This is a genomic window from Mycobacterium sp. SMC-8 (assembly GCF_025263565.1).
Classification (GTDB): Bacteria; Actinomycetota; Actinomycetes; order Mycobacteriales; family Mycobacteriaceae; genus Mycobacterium.
Genome location: NZ_CP079865.1, coordinates 3,057,061 through 3,077,112 on the forward strand (window position 1 = coordinate 3,057,061; position 20,052 = coordinate 3,077,112).

Consider the following 20,052-nt stretch of genomic DNA (forward strand, 5'->3'; position numbering starts at 1 on the left):
ACTCCTAACCGCCGAGCGTGGCGAGGTATCGCAGGGCGTTGAGCCCGGGCAGGAAGAAGTAGGCGCCGCCCCGAAGCGTGGTGAACGCCGGAATACCCTTGTGGACCTTGCGGATCGGACGTCTGGGGACGGTGAAGTCGAGCGTGCCGTCCTGGGCGCCGCAGATAGGGTCGTGCTCATTGCCGAGTTCGTGGAACGTCTTGTCGTTGATCCACACGTTCTGGGCGAACTCGAACTGTCGCACCAGGCTGGCGCAGATGATGAATGCGGCGATCCCGCGATCGACGCCGTCCTCGGGCGCCCCGTCGGGCAGTGCGGGCCCGTACGTCGCCCCTCGGCGGATCATCCTGCGGCGGTTCATGTAGTGCGCGGTGTCTCGCGGGTTCAGTCGCCGGGCGTGCGAACCGAGCGGACACGCATAGCCGAACGGATCCATCTCCTTATAGTTGAAGTCGTTGTTGCGCATCGGGTCTGCACCCAGCTCGGGATCGTCGGCGTCGGGCGCGAGCACCAGGGGAGCCCCGCTGCGCCAGCGTCCCATGAACTTCGCGGCCAGCAACTCTTGCTCCTCCGAAGTCGCGGCGTTGTCGGCGAGGTACGCGCGAAACGCCCCGACGTGCTCCTGCAGTCGGCGGTAGGCCAGGTAGCTCCCGTTGCGGGACAGAACATCCGGTTGCGGTAGATCGGCGACGGGGCCGTCCTCGTCGGGATAGCCGAGGATGAACTCGCCTGGCTCGAGCGCCGCACCCGAACCCGGGGTCGGTTCCTCGCCCGAGCCCTTGATGACGGGCTGGGACAGCCGGTCGCGGAATCCGAAATGGTCGTGGGCGTAGTTGAACGGCGGGTGGGCGTTCAGGTCCAGATAGGACAGGGTCCGCACACCGTCGCAGCGGGCCACCAGCGCATCGTGTTCGCCGACACAGCGGGCGTGTTCCTCGTCGTCGCGGGCGAACAGGATCGCGATAGCGTGGAGGGCGTCTCCGGCCAGTCCACCCACCCAGTGCTCCGGGGCGTTCGCGCCGGTATCGCCGAGGATGTCGGCCCGCGCCGCCATACCCTCACGGAACTCGTCGGGAAATGTGGCCAGGCTCGAATCGGAGACTCCCAGTGCGCGCAGCCCGGCCCAGGTGAAGGCGACCGTGACCCAGCGTCGCGAAGCGTCCATGGTGGCGGTGACGTCCGCGGCCGACTGAACGACGTCGAGAAGCTCGGTGAGCCAGGCTCTTCCACCGGCCGGATGGTCGAACGTCAGGAACTCGTAGCGCCCGGTCATGGCGGGTGTGCGGGTCAGCAGGATGTGCTGGATGTCGTCGAGCTGAAGGGTCACTGCGATCGGATCTTCGCGCGAGCTCTCATCACTGCATCTGGTCGAGCATGTCGGAGAAGGCCGCCTTCAGCCGCAACGCCTTCTTGATCTCGTCCGCGGTCACATACGGGTACTCCCCATATTCGAGGAAACTGGGGTACTGATGCTCGCGGACGAACGTGATGAAGGCTTCGGGGTTGCTCTGCCAATCCTCGGGAAAACCTTCGAGATTGGTGAACACCGTGGTGATCCCGGTGGCGCTGAACAGGCGGACGGCGTCCTCGGTGTACTTGTCGAAGTCGGTGTCGAAGATGCCCTGGTACTGGAAGTGCAGGCCGGATCCGACGTCGAACAGCACCCAGCGTAGGTAGTGCAGCCGTAACGGTGCCAGGACGTCGGGACTACCGGCGATCGCGTCCTCGATCTGTTTGCCGTAGGCACGCACGGCTTCTTCGCGGCCCTCCTTGACCTTCGCGATGATCGAGAACCCGTAGCAGGCGGGGGTGCGCGGATATACCGGACCGTAGCGGCCGCGCTCCAGCTCGTGGTAGCCCTCCGGTGGGATCGCCATGGCCGCCGGTCGTGTCCAGCTTTGTTCGTCCACCATCGCGGTCAGCCTCCGATCGCCTCTGTGGCGCAGCGTAGGGCGCTGTCTGCGGTGCTGTCGTCCCCCGATCCGGGGGAAGCGCCGACCCGGCTGTGAGGAACTTGGATACTTGCCTACGGTAATTCCTCAGAGCGGCAAACTCTTTCACCCGTTGTGGGGGATGCCGTGGGCGGGGGCCGCTGCCTACGCTGACGCAGCGATCCGTGAGCCAATGAGGCTGTGCGCGAACCAACGCAGGGAGTGTGCAAGATGCGGTTGGTTTACCTGCTCGTCGCACCGGTGGTGTGTTGCACCGGCATCGCCATCGCGCCGCCCGCCGTTGCCGATTGCACCAGTGCCGGCGGCACGACGATCTGTTCGCAGGGCACCGTACGCGGCTCCGACACCGGGGCCGGCCCGGGCGAAGGCCCGTACGTGCCCTACCCGTGCGATCTGGACTACTACGACTGCACCGAGTGGTGGAACGTCGATTTCGATGCCGATATCGATGTCAATCCTCGTCCGCCCGATATCGGACGACCCGGTCGTCCGGATATCGGCAACCCGGGACGGCCGGGCGGCGGCGGGGGCCGCCCCGGCGGCGGCGGCGGACGCGGCGGACGATGAGAACCGAGGAGAAGCGCATGGCATCTCATTTCCTGGCACCCGTGCTGGCCGCGATCGGCTGCGCCGCCGTGCTCGGTACCGCCGCGTCCGCCGCCGCACAGCCGCCGCCACCGGCTCCGCCGACCTGCTCTTCGGCAGACCTGGCGGGGACGATGACCGGGGTGATGGCGGCGACGTCGGCGTACCTGTACACCCATCCGCCCGTCAACGACTTCTTCACCAGCCTCAAGGGGCAGCCGCCGGAAGCGCGTCGCGCGGCGCTGCAGACCTACATGGACGCCAACCCGCAGGTACGGGCGGAGCTGCAGGCAATCCGGCAGCCCATGGTGGACTTTCGCAAACGCTGCGGCGGCTGAGCAGCCTACGATCGCTGGGTGCGAAAGATCTCTGTGCGGCGGATGACCGCCGCGGCGCTCGGCGCGGCCGGCGTCGTCCTGTCGTCGGCCACCGCTCACGCCCAGCCGGCGGCGCCCAACTGCACGGCGGCCGACCTCGCCGGTGTCATGACCGGCGTCAGCGCCGCCACGTCGGCCTACCTGTTCACCCACCCGCCGGTCAACGACTTCTTCACCACGCTCAAGGACAAGCCGCGCGAGGAGAAGAAGGCCGCGGTGACCGCGTACATGGATGCCAATCCGCAGGTGGCCGCCGACCTGCGGAACATCCGGCAGCCGCTGGTGGATTTCCGCAACCGCTGTCAGGGCTGACCTCAGCGCTGGTGCGGCGCGACGGACTCGACGAGCACGGCCGGGATGCCCGGCACCCGGCCCACCGCGTCCATCAGGCCGTGGGCACAGAGATCGGCGATCAGGTCTGCATCCAGTGAGGCGTCCAGCAGGCGCTGCCGGCACATCTCGAACGTGAACGCCAGCCAGCCGTAGACGGTCGCGCGCAGATCGCGCTCCACCTTCGCGTCGACCGGGCCGGCGGCTTCGGTGACGCGGTCCATGATCCGGTCGGCCTGCCGATCGTTGTCGACGTTTTCGATGCCGCGCAGCACCGGATCGGACCGCCCTGTTCCCGTGTATGCCGCCCAGGCCCGGTGCGGGTGCTCCTCGTCGTAGCGCAGATAGGCGAGCACGCCGGTGCGGACCTGAGCGAACAGCGACTGACCGGGCAGGGGAGGGGTGTTGGTGGCCTGGAACATCCGTTCGCCCTCCGCGCGGACGACGGCTGTTGCCCGTCGCTGTGGATGAGGATATGGGCATCATCGAGTTTGGTGACGAGTGGCCGATGGGAACGGCCCCGCTCGGTGTGGTGAGCGGGGCCGTGGTCGTCGTCGTGACGGGGTCGTCGTCGTGGTGACGTGGTGTTCGTCGCGGTGAAGCGACTTGGGTTCAGTCGGTTGCTGTTTCGCTGATGGCGATGCGTGCGGCTTTCTCTCCGACGATGGAGTGACCGGCGGCGAACGCGGCGGTCAGGGCGTGCAGGGCGAGGTTGTTGACCGCGCGGGGGTGCCCGCGCGAGGCATTGTGGATCAAGGTGATCGCGTCGTCGGCGAATAGGACGTCGGAGCGGCCGGCGATTTTGGTGTGGTGGTTGATGTAGTCGGCGGTGTCGTCTGGTGTCATGCCGGGCAGGGTGTAGCGCACTGCGATGCGCTGGTCCAGGGCGGCCAGGACTCCGAGACGTAGCCGGTGGCGCAGGGTGGGTTGGCCGACGAGTACGACGGCGAATGGGGATCCGGAGTCCATGTCGTGGTTGGTCAGCAGCCGGATCGCTTCTAGTTGATGGTTGTCGAGCAGGTGGGCTTCATCGACGACCAGCACGGGGCTGCGGCCGCGTTCGGCGTGTTCGGCGGCCAGAGCGTCGGCGGCCTGGGGTGCCAGTCGGGCGGTGTGAAAGACCGGGGTGTGTCCGAGGGCAGCCACGATGTGGGTGAGCATGCCGCGCACGCCGATGGTGGGGTTGGCCAGGTAGATGATGACGTGTCGCGCCGGATCCAAGGAGGTGGCTGCGGCGCGGATGGCCACGGTTTTGCCGGCACCGACTTCGCCGGTGATGACTCCGATGGCGCATTGGTCCACACACCAGGAGATCCGGGCGATCGCTTCGCTGTGTCCGGGATAGCGGTGCAGCATCGAGGGGGCGAGGTCGCGTCCGAACGGCATCCGGGAGAATCCCCAGTGTGATTGCAGTCGTTGAATACTCACGCCGAGGCCTCACCTTCATGGTCAGAGTTCTCGGCACCGAGGTCGGTCAACGCGAGCTGTCCGAGGACCTGGTCGTTGACCACAATGTCGTCGGTGGCTGTGACCTCGGTGCCGTAGAGGGCGTGGTAGCCGATGCGTTCATCGTCACGCAGTTGGGCGTGGTGGGCGGCGGCGGTCAATGCCAGGTAGTCGATCCCGGTCGCCGCCGGCGCAGGCGCTGGGCCAGCGGCCTCGGGTCGGGCTTTCGGGTGAGCGTGGCGGGTGATGGTGTGCGGCGCCGCGGCGCCGAAGCTTTGATCGCGGTAGCGGACCTCGATGGTGTGCAGGTCGAACGGGGAGAACACCAGCTCCACGCGGCGCCCGGCCAGGGCGGGGTCGACTCGGTAGGTGTTGGAGTGCAGCGACACGGTGGCGGTCTTGGTCACCACGCGAAACTCCGACCACAAGAACGCTTCGGTCAGATCCGCGGCGGTCGGCAATGCCGGTGACCCGCCGAGCCGGTCGAAGCCGGCTTCCCACCGTGCCAGTGGTGCCTGTTCGGTCTCGGAATGAGTCCGTCGGTGGTATTCGGTTTCGACCCAGGCCATGAACAGCCGGTTGAGTTCCAACAACGCCGCGGTGTGGGCGACCCCGGCCGCTGTGAGGTCCTCGCTGCTGGTGTCGGTGACCTCGACGAGGAACTGTTCGCGCACGGTGCGGAAGAACCGTTCGATCTTGCCTCGGCCTTGCGGGCGCCCGGGCGCGGAGTGCACCAGCCGGATCCCGAGTTTCGCGCACGCCCGCAGCAGCCAGGCATCGACGAACGCCGAGCCGTTGTCGACATAGATTCCGGCGGGCACTGCGCGGGCGGCCAGCGCGGGTTTGAGCGCGGCGGCCAGGCGCACGGTGTCTTCGGCGAATCCGAACCGGTGCCCGACGACCAGCCGGGAATGGTCGTCGAGGAAGGCGAACAGGTAGGTTTTGCGGTCCCCGACCCGCGGGCCATGCAAAGCGTCGCCGACCCACAGTTCGTTGGGGTCAGCGGCTTCGAACCGGCCGAACACCTCCGTGCTCTGACCTGCGGCCGGGCCCATCAGCTCGCACCGATGGAAGTGGCGCAGCAGGGTCGATTCCGAGGGCGCCCACCCGGTCGCGGTGCGCAGGATGCGAGCCACCTGCGCGGCGGTGCGGGCCGGGTTCTCCCGCTTGAGCGAGGCGGCCAACTCCAGCACCCCGACATCGGTGCGGGTGGCTAGCCGGCGCGGCTCAGGCACCAGCGCTTCGAACCCGCCACCGCGGTAACGCCGGATCCAGCGATCCAGCGTCGCGCGGGCGATCTGGACCTGGGAACCGAACGGATCGATATGGCGGCGTTCGGCGATCTCACGGACCACCCGGCCGCGCTGGCGGGTGGAGAGCCCTCTTCCAGCGCGGGGCAGATCACCTGATAGCGGAACAACCCGATCGCATTGGCCCGTTCCCGACGCTTGTGGTCCTCCAACGACACCGCAGTGCCCTCCTCGCAGTCGATGGCCCCACCCGAAACCGGTGCCGGACAGGCGCCCTGGCGAGGATCACCGATCACCTGACAGCGCGTCAGGGGCAACTGGTGTTGTGTGGCACCGCCGATGACATCGGCGGCCACCCGGGCGCCAACAACCGGCCGCCGCTGACGGCCACCATCACCAGCGCCGGCGTCACCACGCCCAGCAACCCGGCCGACCCGAACCGCTGCCCGATCGCCGACGCGGCGACCAAGACCGCCGCCTCGACGTCACGCCAACCACAGCCGAGTCCGTCGGGGATCGTCACATCGATCCCCGTACGCACCGCCACCGTGACAAACCACGCCCGCATCGACTCCAGACGCTGCCCAGCCCGCCGCAGCCAGCCCCGCACCGTTGACGGCGGTACCTGCAACCGGGCAGCGATCCCGCGATGCCCTACCCCTTCAGCCCGCGCCGACAGCGCCATCCAAATCCGCTCGGCTGCATATGCTCTGCGCAACAGCATGGTGACCGGCAACAACACATGAGTGACCAGACAAGAGCGGCACCGGGCCCGGCGCGGCCGCACCGGATCATCGAGCCCCTCGACGTGGCGGGCGCGGGCATACCCCCAGCCGCCGAGCACACCGTCCAGGCAAGCCGGACAGGCGATCGCCCCACCAGCCAGCCGGGACTCGACGCGGACAGAATCGACCTCTACCGTCACCATCAGTGCCTCCGAGCACTACAGCGCGGCACCTCGCAAGCCCGCCAAGACTTCAGCGAGGTGCCGCGCACCCATCAGTTCCTCGTCACACTGACGGTGCACACGAACAAGATCAATTCGACAACGGCGGCACAGGCCACATCAGCACGCTCAATGACGTCCACATACCCCGTGATCGTCATCCCGAGAGACGGTCAACAGACGGCGGCGAAGAATGCGCGTTTGTCCGGGAAGTAGTGGTACATCAGCGCGCGGGAGACGCCGGCGCGTTCGGCGATCTCGTCGATGCGGACCTCGTCGTAGGGTCGCTGACCGAACACCTCGGCGCCGAGGGCCAGTAACTCGTTACGACGGTCCTCGGGGGAGAGCCTGCGGCGACCTTCAGCCATGGCCCGATACTACTTGACACATGTTCAATAGCGGCGGAGGCTGGGGCGCATGGCCCTCGTCGGTGACCGGGTGTCGTTTCCGAAGCTGCCACACCCGCCGCGGCGTGTCCCCATCCTCGGCGACGTGCTCGGCTTCAGCCCGGACATTCTGACCCAACCCTCGTTGGAGCTCGCCGGTCCGGTGTTCGAGTTCCGTTTCCTGGGAGCACGATACGTTGTGGCGGCGGGCGCGGAGGCGGTGGTCGAGCTCAGCGACGAGAGCCGGTTCTGCAAGCACGTCGGTCCTGACATCGAGGCGCTGCGGATCATGGGCGGCGACGGCCTGTTCACCGCCTACAACCACGAACCGAACTGGCAGACCGCGCACGACGTGCTGATGCCGGCGTTCAGCAAGCAGGCGATGCACCGCTATCACGCCGTGATGTTCGATGTGGCCGACGAACTGCTGGCTCGCTGGGACGCGCGGGCCGGAACCGGCGAGGCGATCGACGTCCCGGCCGACACCACGCGGGTGACGCTGGAGACGATCGGGCGCTGCGCGGCCGGTTATCCGTTCGGGTGCTTCGCCTCTGAGGACGCGCACCCGTTCGTCGAGCACATGGTGGCGGGGCTGCAGGGCTCAGACCGGCTCGGGGTTTTGCGGGCGACGTTCCTGCCGGAATTCTTCGCGCGCAGGGTCGAGCGTGTGGTACGCCATCATGCCGCGCAGATGCACGCGCTCGCCGACGAGATCATCGCCGAACGGGTGCGCAGCGGGCTCGGGCGTCACGACGACCTGCTCGAACTGATGCTGGTGTCGGATCTGGACGCGGCCAACATCCGGTACCAGTTGATCAACTTCCTGGTTGCCGGCCACGAAACCACCTCAGGAGCACTGTCTTTCGCGCTGTACTTCCTGTCGCGCCACCCCGAGGCCGCCGAACGGGCGCGCGCCGAGATCGCCGAGGTGTGGGGCGACGATGAACGCCCGGCTTTCGAGTTGATCGCCAAACTGCGCTACGTGAGGCGCATTTTCGATGAGGCGCTGCGGCTGCAGCCGACGGTACCGGGCTATTACCGGGCGGCCCGCGAGGACACCGTGCTGGCCGGGGTGCATCCGATGCGCAAGGGCGACTGGGTGCTTGCGCTGACCATGGGATTGCACCGGGATCCGCGGTGGGGCGACGACCCCGAAGCCTTCGATCCCGACCGCTTCGCGCCGGACAAGGTCAGGGCGCGGCCCGCGGGGTTGTACAAGCCGTTCGGCACCGGTCCACGGTCGTGCATCGGCCGGCAGTTCGCGCTGCACGAGGCGGTGCTGCTGCTGGCGGTGCTGTTGCGCCGCTACGAGCTGATCCCCGATCCGGGCTACCGGCTACAGGTCGCGCAGCGACTGACGTTGATGCCCAAGGATTTCCACCTCACGCTGCGGCGGCGCTGATCCGCCGGAGGCTCAGAGCGCGCGCAGGGTCCGCTGGTAGCGGCGCATCCCGCTGATCCAGCGGTCGTAGTCACCGCCCTTGTGTCGGTACATCTCCAGCAGCTCGGCGTGCGGCAGCACCAGGAACCGGCCGTCCCGGACGGCCTCGACCGTCACGGACGCGACATCGGCGGCGCTGATCACCCCGGCCGAGTGCTCGATCGACGACGCGCCCAGCCGCGCGTCCGGATCTTCGGTGCTGCGCACGGCTTGCAGCAGCGGCGTTTCCACACCGAGCGGGCACACGCAGCTGACCCCGATGCCGTCGTCGCCGTAGGTGATCGCGAGCCATTCGGCGAAGCCCACCGCGGCGTGCTTGCTGACCGCGTAACCCGCCGCACCCAGCTGGGTCAGTAGACCGGCGGCCGACGCCACCGACACGAAGTGCCCCGACCCGCGGGACTGCCAGTGCGGTACCACGAGGCGGGCCGCGCGGATGTGTGCGCGCAGATTGACGTCCAGGATCGCGTCCCAGTCGGATTCGGTTCCCAGACCGGTCTTTCCGATGATGCCGGCATTGGCGACGTAGATATCGACGGGCGTGAACTCGCGGGCGGCAAGCGTGATCAAGCCTTCGATGTCGACGGCGTCGGCCGCGTCGGCGCGCAGCGCGACGGCGGCACCGCCGGCATCCCGGATCGTCGACGCGGTCGCGTGCGCGCCCGCCTCGTCGAGGTCGCCGACGACGACGCTGACGCCGTTTCGGGCGAGTTCGCTCGCGATCGCCGCCCCGATACCCGAGGCGCCGCCGGTGACGATCGCTGTTCTGCCGTGGAGGTCCATGGCACGAGTCTGCCGCGAGCGTGCGTGAAGTCCGTCTCTGGGGCGGCGTGTCGGCCGCAGACACGCACGTTCGCGCGTATGTATGGGGGCTAGCCGAAGTGCACGCCTTGGGCCAATGGCAGCTCCGCCGAGTAGTTGACGGTGTTGGTGGCGCGCCGCATGTAGGCCTTCCACGCGTCCGAGCCGGACTCGCGGCCGCCGCCGGTCTCCTTCTCCCCACCGAACGCGCCGCCGATCTCCGCGCCCGACGTGCCGATGTTGACGTTGGCGATCCCGCAATCCGATCCGTCGGCGGCCAGGAAGCGTTCGGCCTCGCGCATGTCCAGCGTGAAGATCGACGACGAAAGACCCTGCGGCACAGCATTGTTCAGCGCGATGGCCTCGTCGAGGGCCTCGTAGGTCAGCACGTAGAGGATCGGCGCGAACGTCTCCTGGTGCACGACCGCCGTCTGCGCGGGCATCCGCACCACCGCCGGCGTCACATAGAACGCGCCCTCGTCACCGGCGTCGACGCGCTCGCCGCCGATCACCTCGCCGCCCTCGGCCTCGGCCTGCTGCAGCGCCAGGACCATGTCCCGGTAGGACGCCGAGTGGATCAGCGGACCCACCAGCGTGCCGTCGGCAAGCGGGTCACCGACCGGAAGCTGCCGGTAGGCCGCCACGATCCGCGACACCAACTCGTCGGCGATCGACGAGTGCACGATCAGCCGCCGCAGCGTGGTGCACCGCTGACCGGCGGTGCCCGCGGCCGAGAACACGATGCCGCGCACCGCCAGATTCAGATCGGCCGCCGGGGTCACGATCGCGGCGTTGTTGCCGCCCAGCTCGAGCAGCACGCGGCCGAACCGCTGCGCCACCCGCGGACCGACCTCGCGGCCCATCCGCACCGAGCCGGTCGCCGAGACCAGCGCCACCCGCGGGTCGTCGACCAATGTCTCGCCGATCTCACGCTCGCCCAGCACCAGACGTCCCACCGCGGCGGGCGCCCCGACGTCCGTGCAGGCCCTTTCCAGCAGCGCCTGGCACGCCACCGCGGTCAGCGGCGTGAGCTCGGACGGCTTCCACACCACGGTGTCGCCGCACACCAGGGCCACCGCGGTGTTCCACGCCCACACCGCGACGGGGAAGTTGAACGCGGTGATGACCCCGACCACGCCGAGCGGATGCCAGTTCTCCATCAGCCGGTGTCCCGGGCGCTCAGACGCGATGGTGCGGCCGTAGAGCTGTCGCGACAGTCCGACGGCGAACTCGCAGATGTCGATCATCTCCTGCACTTCGCCGAGCGCCTCGGAGGTGATCTTGCCGGCCTCGATGGTCACCAGCGTGGCCAGATCGGTCTTGTGCTCGACGAGCAGCTGACCGAGCCGGGCCACCAGCGCCCCGCGCACCGGCGCCGGAGTCACGAGCCACGTCGAAAACGCTTCAGCGGCAGCCGATATCGCGGCATCGGCATCGGAGGCCGTCGCGGCCGGCACCGTGAACAGCACGTCGCCGGAGATCGGCGTGCTGGCGGGCAGCCCCTCCGCGCCGGCCGCGCGCAGGTCGACGGTCGCGCCGACCGCCGTCAGTGCGTCTTGGACGCGGGCGCGCAGCGCGTCGGCGGTGGGCAGTGGTGAGGTCAGAACGGTGGTCATGAGGACGCGACTTTCTCGTAGAGGTCGTAAGGGTTGTGAATGTGGTGCCCGATCTGGCCGGCCATCCATTCGTGGCTGTAGTCGGCGGCGTCGCCCGATCCGACGACGGCCTCGCCGTCCAGATTGGCGAATTGCGCGCGCAACTGCCAGGTTTCGACGCTACTCATGGGCGCTCCGATACAGTGCGCCAATGACCGACCCCGTAGACGTGCAGCCGCTCGACGAGATCGATCGGGTGCTGGCCCGTGAGCTGGTCGCCGATGGCCGGGCGACGCTGGCGCATCTGGCGGCGACGGCGGGGCTGTCGGTGTCGGCGGTGCAGTCGAGGGTGCGGCGGCTCGAGTCGAGGGGGATCGTCACCGGATACACGGCGCGCATCGACCCGGAGGCCGTCGGCAGCAAGCTGTCGGCGTTCGTCGCCATCACCCCTCTCGATCCCTCTCAACCCGATGATGCACCCGCGCGGCTGGAGCACATCCCCGAAATCGAGGCGTGTTACTCGGTGGCCGGCGAGGACAACTACCTGCTGCTGGTCCACGTCGAGTCGGCACGGGCGCTGGAAGGCCTCCTGCAGAAGATCCGCACCGCAGCCGACGTGAAGACCCGCAGCACGGTCATCTTACAGAAATTTTACAGTGGTAGACGCTTCATACCGGACTAATTACTGCCAATAGTCCTGATGAGCGAAAATGCACGGTGTGCCGCCGTCACGACGCGGAACTGCCGCCCGCCTTCTTCGGGGCTGACTTCTTGGCAGGTGATTTCTTGGCTGGTGCCTTCTTCGCACTGGTCTTCTGCGCCGCGGCCTTGGTGGCGGTCGCTTTCTTGACTGCGGACCTTTTGGCCGCGGACTTCTTGGCGGGTGCCTGTGTGGCCGGGGCCGGCTCGGCGTCGGCCTTCGCCGGCGGGGGACCGGCAACGATGGCATTCGCCGCCGCGCCCGGACGCGGCGGTCCGGCCGGCTTCGTGTCGTGGAAGTGTCGCGCGACCACCACTTGCCCGACACCGATGGCCGCCGCCACCGGCCATTCGATCGCACCGATGGCCGCCAGTGCGCCCAGCACTCCGAAGAACGCGAGCTGATCGGGCGGCGGGACCGGGAGCCGACCGATCAGCGGGAGCCGGACCGCGAATTTCTCGGCGTCCTTGACGAGTTGGGAGGCGTCGCGGTGAGAAGCGACAAACGACCGCGCCTTATCGAACATTTCGCACCCCGTTCAACTGGATGTCCCCGGATTCACCCTCGGGTGGCGTTACGTTTCGGGGCGTGTCCGACTTTTCGCGCAGCGCCGGCCCTGACACGCTGATCGCCGCCGGAGTCCATCTGCTGACGCCGCCGATCCGCGCGGTCTACGCCCTCCTCGTCCAAGCCGGCATCGTCGTCGTGGACGACGCGGACTGACTCGTCCTCCACACCTTACTCGTCGTCCACCATGGCGGCGACGCGCTCCCGCACAGCGTCGGTGGCCCGGCTGAGCAGTCCCGGCGCCGCGACCGACAGCAGTGTCGCCACCGCCGTGGCCGAGAATGCCTGACCCCAGCCGAGCGGGCCCACCGGCGTGCAGCCGAAGACCTGGCTGACGACCGGCACGCTGATGATCCCCGCCAGCGTCGCGAACGAGCCCAGCGCGGTCACCACCACCAGCGGGCTGCGGGAGTCGACCAGAGTCTGGGCCAGCTGCGTCGACACCAGCCCGATCAGCGCGACGGTCGACGCGCGCTGCGGGGTGCCCGTCACGCTCGCCATCAGCCAGGCTGCGCTGGCGCCGACCGTGGTGGCAGCACCCCGCACGCCGATCACCCGCCACATCGCCGCCTCGTCCAGGTCGACCTGTCCCGTCGTGTCGGTCTGCCGGCTCACCGCCAGCGCCGCGGCCGGCAGTGCGTCGGTCAGCATGTTGACCAGCAGCATCTGTCGGGCGTTGAGCGCCGATCGCCCGGTCAGCAGGCTGGTCAGGAGCGCGAACGCGATCTCACCGGTGTTGCCACCCAGCAGCAGTGACACCGCCGACTGCACGCGGCGCCACAGCTGCTTACCTTCATCGAGGGCCGGCAGCAGGGCCTCGATCCGGCCGTCCAGCAGCACCACGTCCGCGGCGGTGCGCGCCGGATCGCTGCCGCGGGCGGCCACGCCGACCCCGACGCTGGCCGCCCGGATGGCTGCGGCGTCGTTGGCGCCGTCGCCGACCATGGCCGTCACCATGCCGATGCGCTCCAGCGTCTGCACCACGTCGATCTTGTGCTCGGGCGACATGCGGGCGTACACGAGTCGCGAGCAGACCGCGTCGGCGCGTTCGTCCGCGGACAGATGCTCCCATTCGGTGCCGGTCATCACCTGTTCGGCGGTGACGTCGAGGCCGAGCTCGCCGGCGATCACCATCGCGGTCACCGGATGGTCGCCGGTGATCAGACGGACCCCGATACCCCGGTCGGTGAGCCCCTCAAGGACCTGGCGGGCGCTGGCCCGGGGGGTGTCGGCCAGGCCGAGCAAGCCGATGGGCGTCAGCTCCGAACGGCACAACGCCTCGAACGCGGCGGCGTCGGCGGCCGCGGCGGCGGCCTGCTCCGGGGTGAGCTGACGCTCGGCCACAGCGATCACCCGCAGTCCCTTGGCGGCCATGTCGTCGATGGCGGCCACCACCGGACCGTTGGCCCGGGTCAGCGCCGACGCGAGTACCTCCGGTGCACCCTTGATGGTCAGGCGATGGCCGACGATCGCGGCCGCAAACGGCCGGCCGGCCTGGAACGGCAGGAACGCGTCGCGCTTGATCGCGGTGGTGTCCGCGGCGTTCTCCTCGCCGTGGACGGCGCGGCGGATCGCGTCGTCGGTGGCGTGGTGGGCACGGTGACCGGGCTGGACGAAGATCGTGCTCAGGGCCGAGTCGAGCACCTGGTCCTCGGTGAAGCCGTCGACCGGGGACACGGCCTTGACCCTCAGCCGGTTCTCGCTGAGCGTGCCGGTCTTGTCGAAGCACACCACCTGCAGGCGGGCCAGCGCCTCGATCGACTGCGCGTTGCGCACCAGCACCGACTCGCCGGTGAGCCGACGGGCCGAGGCCAGTTGCGCCAGCGTGGCCACCAGCGGAAGTCCTTCGGGGACGGCGGCCACCGCCAGCGCGACCGCACTGCTGACGGCCTCGCGCAGCGGGGTGCCGCGGGCCACGCTGAGCAACCCGACCAGAGTGCCGCCGCCCATGCTGAACGGCAAGGCGCGCTTGGTGACCCGGCTCAGTTGGCGCTGCAGGCCGATCTCCCGGGATTTCTCGGGAGCCATCGCCAGCGCGCGGCGCATCTCGGTGCGGGACCCCACCGCGGTAACGACCGCGACCGCGGTGCCGGCCACCAGCGTGCTGCCCGCGTAGAGCATGCAGGCCCGCTCGGCCAGTGCAGCTCCTGGCGTGGGATCGGTCTGTTTGGGCACCGGCAGCGACTCGCCGGTCAGCGTCGACTCGTCGACCTCGACGTTGGTGGCCTCGATCAGCCGCGCATCGGCGGGGACCACCTCGTCGGCGTGGACCTCGATGATGTCGCCGGGTCGCAGGCGGCGCGCCGACACCTTCTCGTGGCCGTGCTGATCGAGCGGACCGGTCCGCCGGCGGGCCAGCGGCTCCTCGACGGCCATGAGCCGCCGCAGGATCCGCTCGGCGTGCAGCTGCTGTTCGGCCGACAGCGCGGCGTTGGCCAGCAGCACGCCCCCGACCAGCGCGGCATCCAGCGGGGAGCCGAGCAGGGCGCTGGCCACCGCCCCGGTGGCCAGCAGCGGCGTGATGGGATCGGAGAGGTCCGTCCGCATCTCGCCGACGAAATCGCGGGTCAGGTGCCATGCCCAGGAGCCGGCACGCGCGAGCACGCGTAACGCGAGGAGGTCGGCCAAACCTGTTGTCTCATCGGGTATTTCGTCGGGTGGACGGGGCAACAGTCGCTGCACCTCGTCGGCCGGCATGGCGTGCCAGTCGTGCGCGACCTCCGGTTCGGGCGGCGGGTCGTTGAACACTTTGCTTCCCGCGGTGAACCCCGACCACAGCGCGCCCACCACGCCGACGTTCACCGATTCCGGACCGCTGCCCGGCACGCTCGGTATCAACATCAGCGCGCCGAGCGTGGTGGCCGATACCGATAACCGGATACCGCGGGCGGTGACGGCGCGCGCGGTCGGTAGCGAGTGCAGGATGCGCCAGACCGACAGCAGGTCCGGCACGAACACGTCGGCGCCCCACGGCGGCCGCCAGTCGGGACGTTCCAGCCCGATCGTCAGGTCGGCGTCCTGGTTCATCGCCATGTCCGGCGTGGTGATCAGCGCGACGGTGGCGCCGTCGGCTTTCAGTTCGGCGAGCGCCGAGGCCAGCGCCTCGTCGATCGAACCGTCGACGGGATAGAGCCGATCGAAACCTTGGGCCAGCGAGCGCAGCCCGTCGTCGGCGACCGACACCACCCGCGGTTTGGTGCGCCGCGCCTCGGTGACCACGGCGCTGGCGAGGGGGTCGCGCACCGGGCTCACCAGCGCCTTGCCCGCCCGCCCCGCTCCCGGGATGGTGGACAGCTTGTGCCAGCCGGCCGCCAGGCCGTCGGTGTCCAGTGCCGTCCGGACCGCCTCCCAGGCCGGGGCTCGCCCCGAATTCGCCACTCCGACAACGCGAGTCACGGTGAGCTTGTCGGTATAGAGCACGCGGGGGTCGATGACGATCGCGTTGAGCCGGTCCAGGTGCCTCAGCGCTCGCGGGCGGACGACGACGACGTCGTGCCGGCCGGTCAGTCCGCGGGTCATCGCGCAGCCGAACGCTTCACGCGCCGCTCGCGACGGCTTGGCGGCGGTCACCAACGCGGCAGTGCCTGCGATCGTGGGGTTTCCGGTGACCGCCCCGATGAGCGTCGCGGCGGCCATGCCGGCCTCGCCGATCCGCTCGGAGTAGCGCTCGCCGGGGCCGTAGTTCCACTCCAGGGTGCCGCGATCGGGGAAGCCGCCGTCGGGGGGATAAGCAGCCAGTCGGGGCTCGTGGCGGCGCCACGCGAGGCGGGCATCCCACGCCTCGGCGGCAAGCAAGGCGCGCGTCGCGGCGTCGGCGGCCGCGGACGCCGGTGAGGCGGTCAGTGCGGACGTCGCGGCTTCCATCAGGCTCAACAGCAGGTCGGTGCTGTCGCGCCCGAGCCGGTGTTCGAGCTGGCGGCGCAGCTGAGGAACGTTGGCGGCCATGGTCGGAACCACCGACAGCAGCTCCGACACTTTCGGCCCGTGCAGCGCCCTGCCGGTCACGGACAGGCCGAAGCCGACGGCGGCGGCCACCGCGCCGATGGTCCGTGCCGCCAGCAGCGCGTCGTCGCCGGGCAGGGTGAGGGGTCGGTGCCGCTCACCGCAGGGTGCGGTGCGGACGCGACGTTCGGCGGCGAGCACCACCTCGGCCAGGTCTTCGGCGGGTCCTTCCGGCTCGGTGGTGACGATGACGCGCGCCACCGACCGGTTGATTTCGGCGTGCTTGACCCCGTCGACGGCGGTCACGGCGGCGAGCACCTCGGCGGCGATCGCGTCGGCGTCGGGACCGCTCAGACCGCAGACCTCGATCCAGTGGTGCGAGTTCAGCCGGCTGGTGCGTTTGACGGGGTGGCCGCCCAGCGCCTCGGTCGTGATCGCGACGGCGGTCTGCAGCGCCGCCGGCGCGCCGGCCGCCGCGTCCTGGACCGCCTCGGCTGCGGCGTGGGCGGTCGATGCTGCGCCTGTCGCGGCATCGGTGACCACGCCGGCGATGGCGCGTCCGGCGCCGAGAGCGGCATCGCCGGCCAAAAGTGCTGTCCCGGCGGCGATTTGGGCCAGCTTGAGTGAAGATCCGAGCAGATTCATGACGGTCGGCCTGTCGTCTCGCGCGGCATCGATGCGCTTCGTGCCTGCGCGGACTGAGCCACCTCGACCACCACCGTAAGACCAGTTTCGCTCGCGACCATCGGCCGATCCGGGCCGCGCTTCGAGTCGCCGCACGCATCGTCGCGCCGGATGCCCGATTTTAGGCCCGGAAAACACGCAGCGCCTGCCGACACGAGCGGACTGGCCGCTGCAACTTCGATGAAATTCGCCCTAGAAGGCATCAGTGCCGTAAAAAATGCGTTAAAGTGGATCCATGACCGCTACTTTTCCGTCGATCAGCGCTGCAGTCCGGTCAGGGGCCGCCGCCATCGCACCTGCCGACGTGCACGCGGTGCTGGCGCGCAGCATTCTGGCCGACGGACTGGACCTGGTCCTCGATCTCGACGGTTCGAACGGTTCTCACCTGGTCGACGCCCGCACCGGCCGCGGCTATCTCGACATGTTCACGTTCTTCGCGTCCTCGGCGCTGGGCATGAACCATCCGGGGCTCGCCGGCGACGACGATTTCCGCGACGAACTCGCCGCCGCCGCACTGAACAAGCCCAGCAACTCCGATGTCTACAGCGTGCCGATGGCGCGTTTCGTCGACACGTTCGCCCGTGTGCTGGGTGACCCGCAGCTGCCGCATCTGTTCTTCGTCGACGGCGGCGCGCTCGCCGTCGAGAACGCGCTCAAGGTCGCGTTCGACTGGAAGAGCCGCCACAACGAGGCGCACGGCCGCAGCGCCGAACTCGGCACCAAGGTGCTGCATCTGACGGGCGCCTTCCACGGGCGCAGCGGTTACACGATGTCGCTGACCAACACCGACCCGAACAAGGTGGCGCGGTTCCCGAAGTTCGACTGGCCGCGCATCGAGGCCCCGTACCTGCGGCCAGGTGCCGACATGGACTCGGTGGAAGCCGAATCCCTGCGGCAGGCCCGCGCGGCCTTCGAGGCTCACCCGCACGACATCGCCTGTTTCATCGCCGAACCGATCCAGGGAGAGGGCGGCGACCGCCACTTCCGGCCGCAGTTTTTCGCCGCCATGCGGGAGCTGTGCGACGAGTTCGACGCGCTGCTGATTTTCGACGAGGTGCAGACCGGGTGCGGGATCACCGGAACCGCTTGGGCCTACCAGCAATTGGGTGTTCAACCCGATGTGGTCGCGTTCGGCAAGAAGACCCAGGTGTGCGGCATCATGGCGGGCGGCCGCGCACACGGGCAGCAGTTCAGGACCAGGGTGGACGAGGTACCCGCCAACGTCTTCCACACCAGCTCCCGGATCAATTCGACGTGGGGCGGCAACCTGGTCGACATGGTGCGCGCCCGCCGGATCCTGGAGGTCATCGAGGTCGACGGCTTGTTCGAGCGTGCCGCCGACAGCGGACGCCATCTACTCGGCCGGCTCGACGGGTTGGCACTCGAATTTCCCGGGCTGGTGCGCGACGTGCGTGGCCGCGGGTTGATGTGCGCGTTCAGCGTGCCGAGCCCGGCGCAGCGCGACGCGCTGATCGCCGGACTCTGGGAGTGCGGGGTGATCATGCTCGGCTCCGGCGCGGACAGCGTGCGGTTCCGGCCGGCGTTGACGGTGTCGACGGCCGAGCTCGACTCGGCGGTCGACGCGGTGCGCGCGGTGCTCAGGTCGATGTGAGCCGGCGGATCGTCGACCGCAGCCGCGGCAGGTCCGCCCCGCCCACCAGCTCGCAGCCGTGAAGTTCGGCGAGTTTGCGTGCCGCAGGCGTGAATTGGTGGTTCGTGACGACCATGGTCTGCGTGCAGTCCTGCATGGGCGCCCCGGCGACCACCTCCTGCACGGCTCCGGCGCCCACGGGTCGTGACTGGCGTTTGCACTGCACGGCCAGCCGGTTCGGCCGATGCCCGACGATGAGGTCGACGCCCCAGTCGCCGGTCAGCGGCGTCATGATCACGGGCACGCCGCAGCTGCGCGCGATCCGTGCGATGTAGTCCTCGAACTCGGTGCCCGACATGTCCGCGTCGACGGGATGTTCGCGCGCAGTGGGGGTGGCCGCCCCGACGATCACGGCGCGCAGGAAATGCGGTGCGGCGACGGCAACCCCCGGAGCCAGCAATGCCACCGCGGCGCTGAGGCCGAGGTCTGCGCCGGCCAGGTGGGCGGTGGCCCCGGCGGCGACACCGAGGGCCGCACAGAGCTTCCACCTGAGCCTCGTCACGGCCGAATCGTAGGCAGCAGCACCGACAGCTCGCGTTTATCCACGTCGACGCCCGGGAACTCCCCGCAAATCACCGACTGCGCGACCGGGAGAAGACACGATGACGGACCTGTCCCACCACACCCGGGAGTTGCGGCCTGGCGCGAGCTATGCCGAACCGGGTGTGCGCGACGCCGTCCGGGCCGGGTTCGGTTTCGCCGCCGCGGGCGCGACGTTCCTCTTCGTGGCGATGGTGTGGATCGGGACATGCACCGGGTCGCTCGCGGAGGCGGCCGGCTGCGGCGCCCCGCAGCGCACGATGCTCGCGCTGGGCGCGCCGGCCATCCTGCTCGTCGGCGGACTGTGGTCGCTGGTCCGCAGCTTCCGCGTCCGGCACGGGCATGCTCGGTGGGCGTGGCAGGGCGCCGGGTGGTCGCTGCTGGCTTTGATGGTGCTCAGTGCCGTCGTGAGTCTTCCTTCTCTGCCCGGTCGGTAGCACACTGAGGGGGCAGTTCTAAGGAGTCTCAGATGAAGGGTCCCAACGATCCAGTCGACCATGCACGCACCACGCGGACGCACGCGGGTGAGTCGATGAAGGACAACAAGATCATGCCGGGCCTTGTGGTGATCGGTCTCGCCCTCGTCAGTTTCGTCGCGTCGTTGGCGGCCTTCGCCACGTCGCATCACGATTCTGGTCTGGTGCTCGCCGGGATCGCCGGCACCGGCTTCCTGGTCGGAGCCGGCTGGCTGATGTTCGAACATCACCGCGTCCGCCGCCTCGAGGAGCTCTGGTACGCCGAGCATCCCGGCACCACGAGGCAGCGCCCCACCAGCTGAGCATCTGCCGCTATGCGTCGGGCAAGTCCCGCGCGGGTCGGACGGCTTTTGCACCAGCTGTCCGAGGCGCCGTCTTCTGAC

General features: G+C 69.2%; 18 protein-coding genes and 4 pseudogenes. 9 read left to right on the top strand and 13 right to left on the bottom strand.

Features of this window, described 5'->3' with window-relative positions; all coding sequences use genetic code 11:
* Window positions 1-4: 4 nt before the first annotated feature.
* Window positions 5-1,327 carry a peroxidase gene (locus KXD97_RS14870; RefSeq protein WP_260757622.1) on the bottom strand — a complete coding sequence of 441 codons (1,323 nt, stop codon included), beginning with the start codon at window positions 1,325-1,327 and terminating at the stop codon, window positions 5-7.
* A 28-nt stretch (window positions 1,328-1,355) separates the two neighbouring features.
* Window positions 1,356-1,913, bottom strand: coding sequence for a hypothetical protein (locus KXD97_RS14875; protein ID WP_260757623.1), 558 nt, complete (start codon window positions 1,911-1,913; stop codon window positions 1,356-1,358).
* 249 nt (window positions 1,914-2,162) lie between these two features.
* Between KXD97_RS14875 and KXD97_RS14880 the strand changes: the two genes are divergently transcribed.
* Genes KXD97_RS14880 through KXD97_RS14890 form a run of 3 tightly spaced genes read left to right on the top strand, consistent with a single transcriptional unit; the run spans window position 2,163 to window position 3,226 of the window.
* The gene (locus tag KXD97_RS14880; RefSeq protein WP_260757624.1) at window positions 2,163-2,519 is read left to right on the top strand and encodes a hypothetical protein; all 357 of its coding nucleotides are present in this window, start codon (window positions 2,163-2,165) and stop codon (window positions 2,517-2,519) included.
* Between the two features lie 17 nt (window positions 2,520-2,536).
* On the top strand, window positions 2,537-2,875 hold the full coding sequence (locus KXD97_RS14885; protein WP_260757625.1) for a heme-binding protein: 339 nt from the start codon (window positions 2,537-2,539) through the stop codon (window positions 2,873-2,875).
* A 42-nt stretch (window positions 2,876-2,917) separates the two neighbouring features.
* Window positions 2,918-3,226 carry a heme-binding protein gene (locus tag KXD97_RS14890; protein WP_260757980.1) on the top strand — a complete coding sequence of 103 codons (309 nt, stop codon included), beginning with the start codon at window positions 2,918-2,920 and terminating at the stop codon, window positions 3,224-3,226.
* A 2-nt stretch (window positions 3,227-3,228) separates the two neighbouring features.
* Here the strand turns inward: KXD97_RS14890 and KXD97_RS14895 are convergent.
* The 5 genes and pseudogenes from KXD97_RS14895 to KXD97_RS14915 all read right to left on the bottom strand — a co-directional run.
* Window positions 3,229-3,702: pseudogene (locus tag KXD97_RS14895) on the bottom strand (TetR/AcrR family transcriptional regulator); the annotation flags it as partial.
* A gap of 154 nt (window positions 3,703-3,856) precedes the next feature.
* A complete protein-coding gene (locus KXD97_RS14900) occupies window positions 3,857-4,630 on the bottom strand; it encodes an ExeA family protein (RefSeq protein ID WP_260757981.1) in 774 nt (257 codons plus the stop codon).
* A 38-nt stretch (window positions 4,631-4,668) separates the two neighbouring features.
* Window positions 4,669-6,158, bottom strand: a pseudogene (locus tag KXD97_RS14905) (DDE-type integrase/transposase/recombinase).
* 89 nt (window positions 6,159-6,247) lie between these two features.
* Window positions 6,248-6,868: a helix-turn-helix domain-containing protein gene (locus KXD97_RS14910; RefSeq protein ID WP_260755034.1), complete on the bottom strand. Its 621-nt coding sequence runs from the start codon at window positions 6,866-6,868 to the stop codon at window positions 6,248-6,250.
* 197 nt (window positions 6,869-7,065) lie between these two features.
* Window positions 7,066-7,254 (bottom strand): annotated as a pseudogene (locus tag KXD97_RS14915) (helix-turn-helix domain-containing protein); the annotation flags it as partial.
* Window positions 7,255-7,303: 49 nt separating this feature from the next.
* Between KXD97_RS14915 and KXD97_RS14920 the strand changes: the two are divergent.
* The gene (locus tag KXD97_RS14920) at window positions 7,304-8,674 is read left to right on the top strand and encodes a cytochrome P450 (protein ID WP_260757626.1); all 1,371 of its coding nucleotides are present in this window, start codon (window positions 7,304-7,306) and stop codon (window positions 8,672-8,674) included.
* Window positions 8,675-8,686: 12 nt separating this feature from the next.
* Here KXD97_RS14920 and KXD97_RS14925 read toward each other — a convergent pair whose 3' ends face one another.
* The 3 genes from KXD97_RS14925 to KXD97_RS14935 form a co-directional block, all read right to left on the bottom strand.
* Window positions 8,687-9,496 (bottom strand): SDR family NAD(P)-dependent oxidoreductase, encoded by an 810-nt coding sequence (locus KXD97_RS14925; RefSeq protein WP_260757627.1) that lies wholly within the window; start codon window positions 9,494-9,496, stop codon window positions 8,687-8,689.
* Between the two features lie 89 nt (window positions 9,497-9,585).
* A complete protein-coding gene (locus KXD97_RS14930) occupies window positions 9,586-11,130 on the bottom strand; it encodes an aldehyde dehydrogenase family protein (RefSeq protein WP_260757628.1) in 1,545 nt (514 codons plus the stop codon).
* A complete protein-coding gene (locus KXD97_RS14935; RefSeq protein ID WP_260757629.1) occupies window positions 11,127-11,297 on the bottom strand; it encodes a hypothetical protein in 171 nt (56 codons plus the stop codon). The genes KXD97_RS14930 and KXD97_RS14935 overlap by 4 nt, the downstream gene beginning before the upstream one ends.
* A gap of 23 nt (window positions 11,298-11,320) precedes the next feature.
* On the opposite strand from KXD97_RS14935, the gene KXD97_RS14940 reads away from it, so the two are divergent.
* The gene (locus KXD97_RS14940; protein ID WP_260757630.1) at window positions 11,321-11,791 is read left to right on the top strand and encodes an Lrp/AsnC family transcriptional regulator; all 471 of its coding nucleotides are present in this window, start codon (window positions 11,321-11,323) and stop codon (window positions 11,789-11,791) included.
* A gap of 46 nt (window positions 11,792-11,837) precedes the next feature.
* On the opposite strand, the gene KXD97_RS33110 is transcribed toward KXD97_RS14940, so the two are convergent.
* Window positions 11,838-12,335 (bottom strand): hypothetical protein, encoded by a 498-nt coding sequence (locus tag KXD97_RS33110; protein WP_313901377.1) that lies wholly within the window; start codon window positions 12,333-12,335, stop codon window positions 11,838-11,840.
* A gap of 62 nt (window positions 12,336-12,397) precedes the next feature.
* On the opposite strand from KXD97_RS33110, the gene KXD97_RS14950 reads away from it, so the two are divergent.
* Entirely contained in the window at window positions 12,398-12,532 is a 135-nt protein-coding gene (locus tag KXD97_RS14950; protein ID WP_260757631.1) for a hypothetical protein, read from the top strand.
* Window positions 12,533-12,550: 18 nt separating this feature from the next.
* On the opposite strand, the pseudogene KXD97_RS14955 reads toward KXD97_RS14950, so the two are convergent.
* Window positions 12,551-16,963 (bottom strand): annotated as a pseudogene (locus KXD97_RS14955) (cation-translocating P-type ATPase); the annotation flags it as partial.
* Window positions 16,964-17,258: 295 nt separating this feature from the next.
* Between KXD97_RS14955 and lat the strand changes: the two are divergent.
* Window positions 17,259-18,614 carry an L-lysine 6-transaminase gene (gene lat / locus KXD97_RS14960; protein ID WP_396885414.1) on the top strand — a complete coding sequence of 452 codons (1,356 nt, stop codon included), beginning with the start codon at window positions 17,259-17,261 and terminating at the stop codon, window positions 18,612-18,614.
* On the opposite strand, the gene KXD97_RS14965 is transcribed toward lat, so the two are convergent.
* Window positions 18,601-19,155 (bottom strand): restriction endonuclease, encoded by a 555-nt coding sequence (locus tag KXD97_RS14965; protein ID WP_260757637.1) that lies wholly within the window; start codon window positions 19,153-19,155, stop codon window positions 18,601-18,603. The genes lat and KXD97_RS14965 overlap by 14 nt on opposite strands.
* A gap of 100 nt (window positions 19,156-19,255) precedes the next feature.
* Between KXD97_RS14965 and KXD97_RS14970 the strand changes: the two genes are divergently transcribed.
* Together KXD97_RS14970 and usfY are read left to right on the top strand one after the other, a co-directional pair.
* Complete coding sequence (locus KXD97_RS14970; RefSeq protein WP_260757638.1) at window positions 19,256-19,630, top strand: hypothetical protein; 375 nt, start codon at window positions 19,256-19,258, stop codon at window positions 19,628-19,630.
* A 32-nt stretch (window positions 19,631-19,662) separates the two neighbouring features.
* Complete coding sequence (gene usfY / locus KXD97_RS14975) at window positions 19,663-19,971, top strand: protein UsfY (RefSeq protein ID WP_260757639.1); 309 nt, start codon at window positions 19,663-19,665, stop codon at window positions 19,969-19,971.
* Window positions 19,972-20,052: the final 81 nt, after the last annotated feature.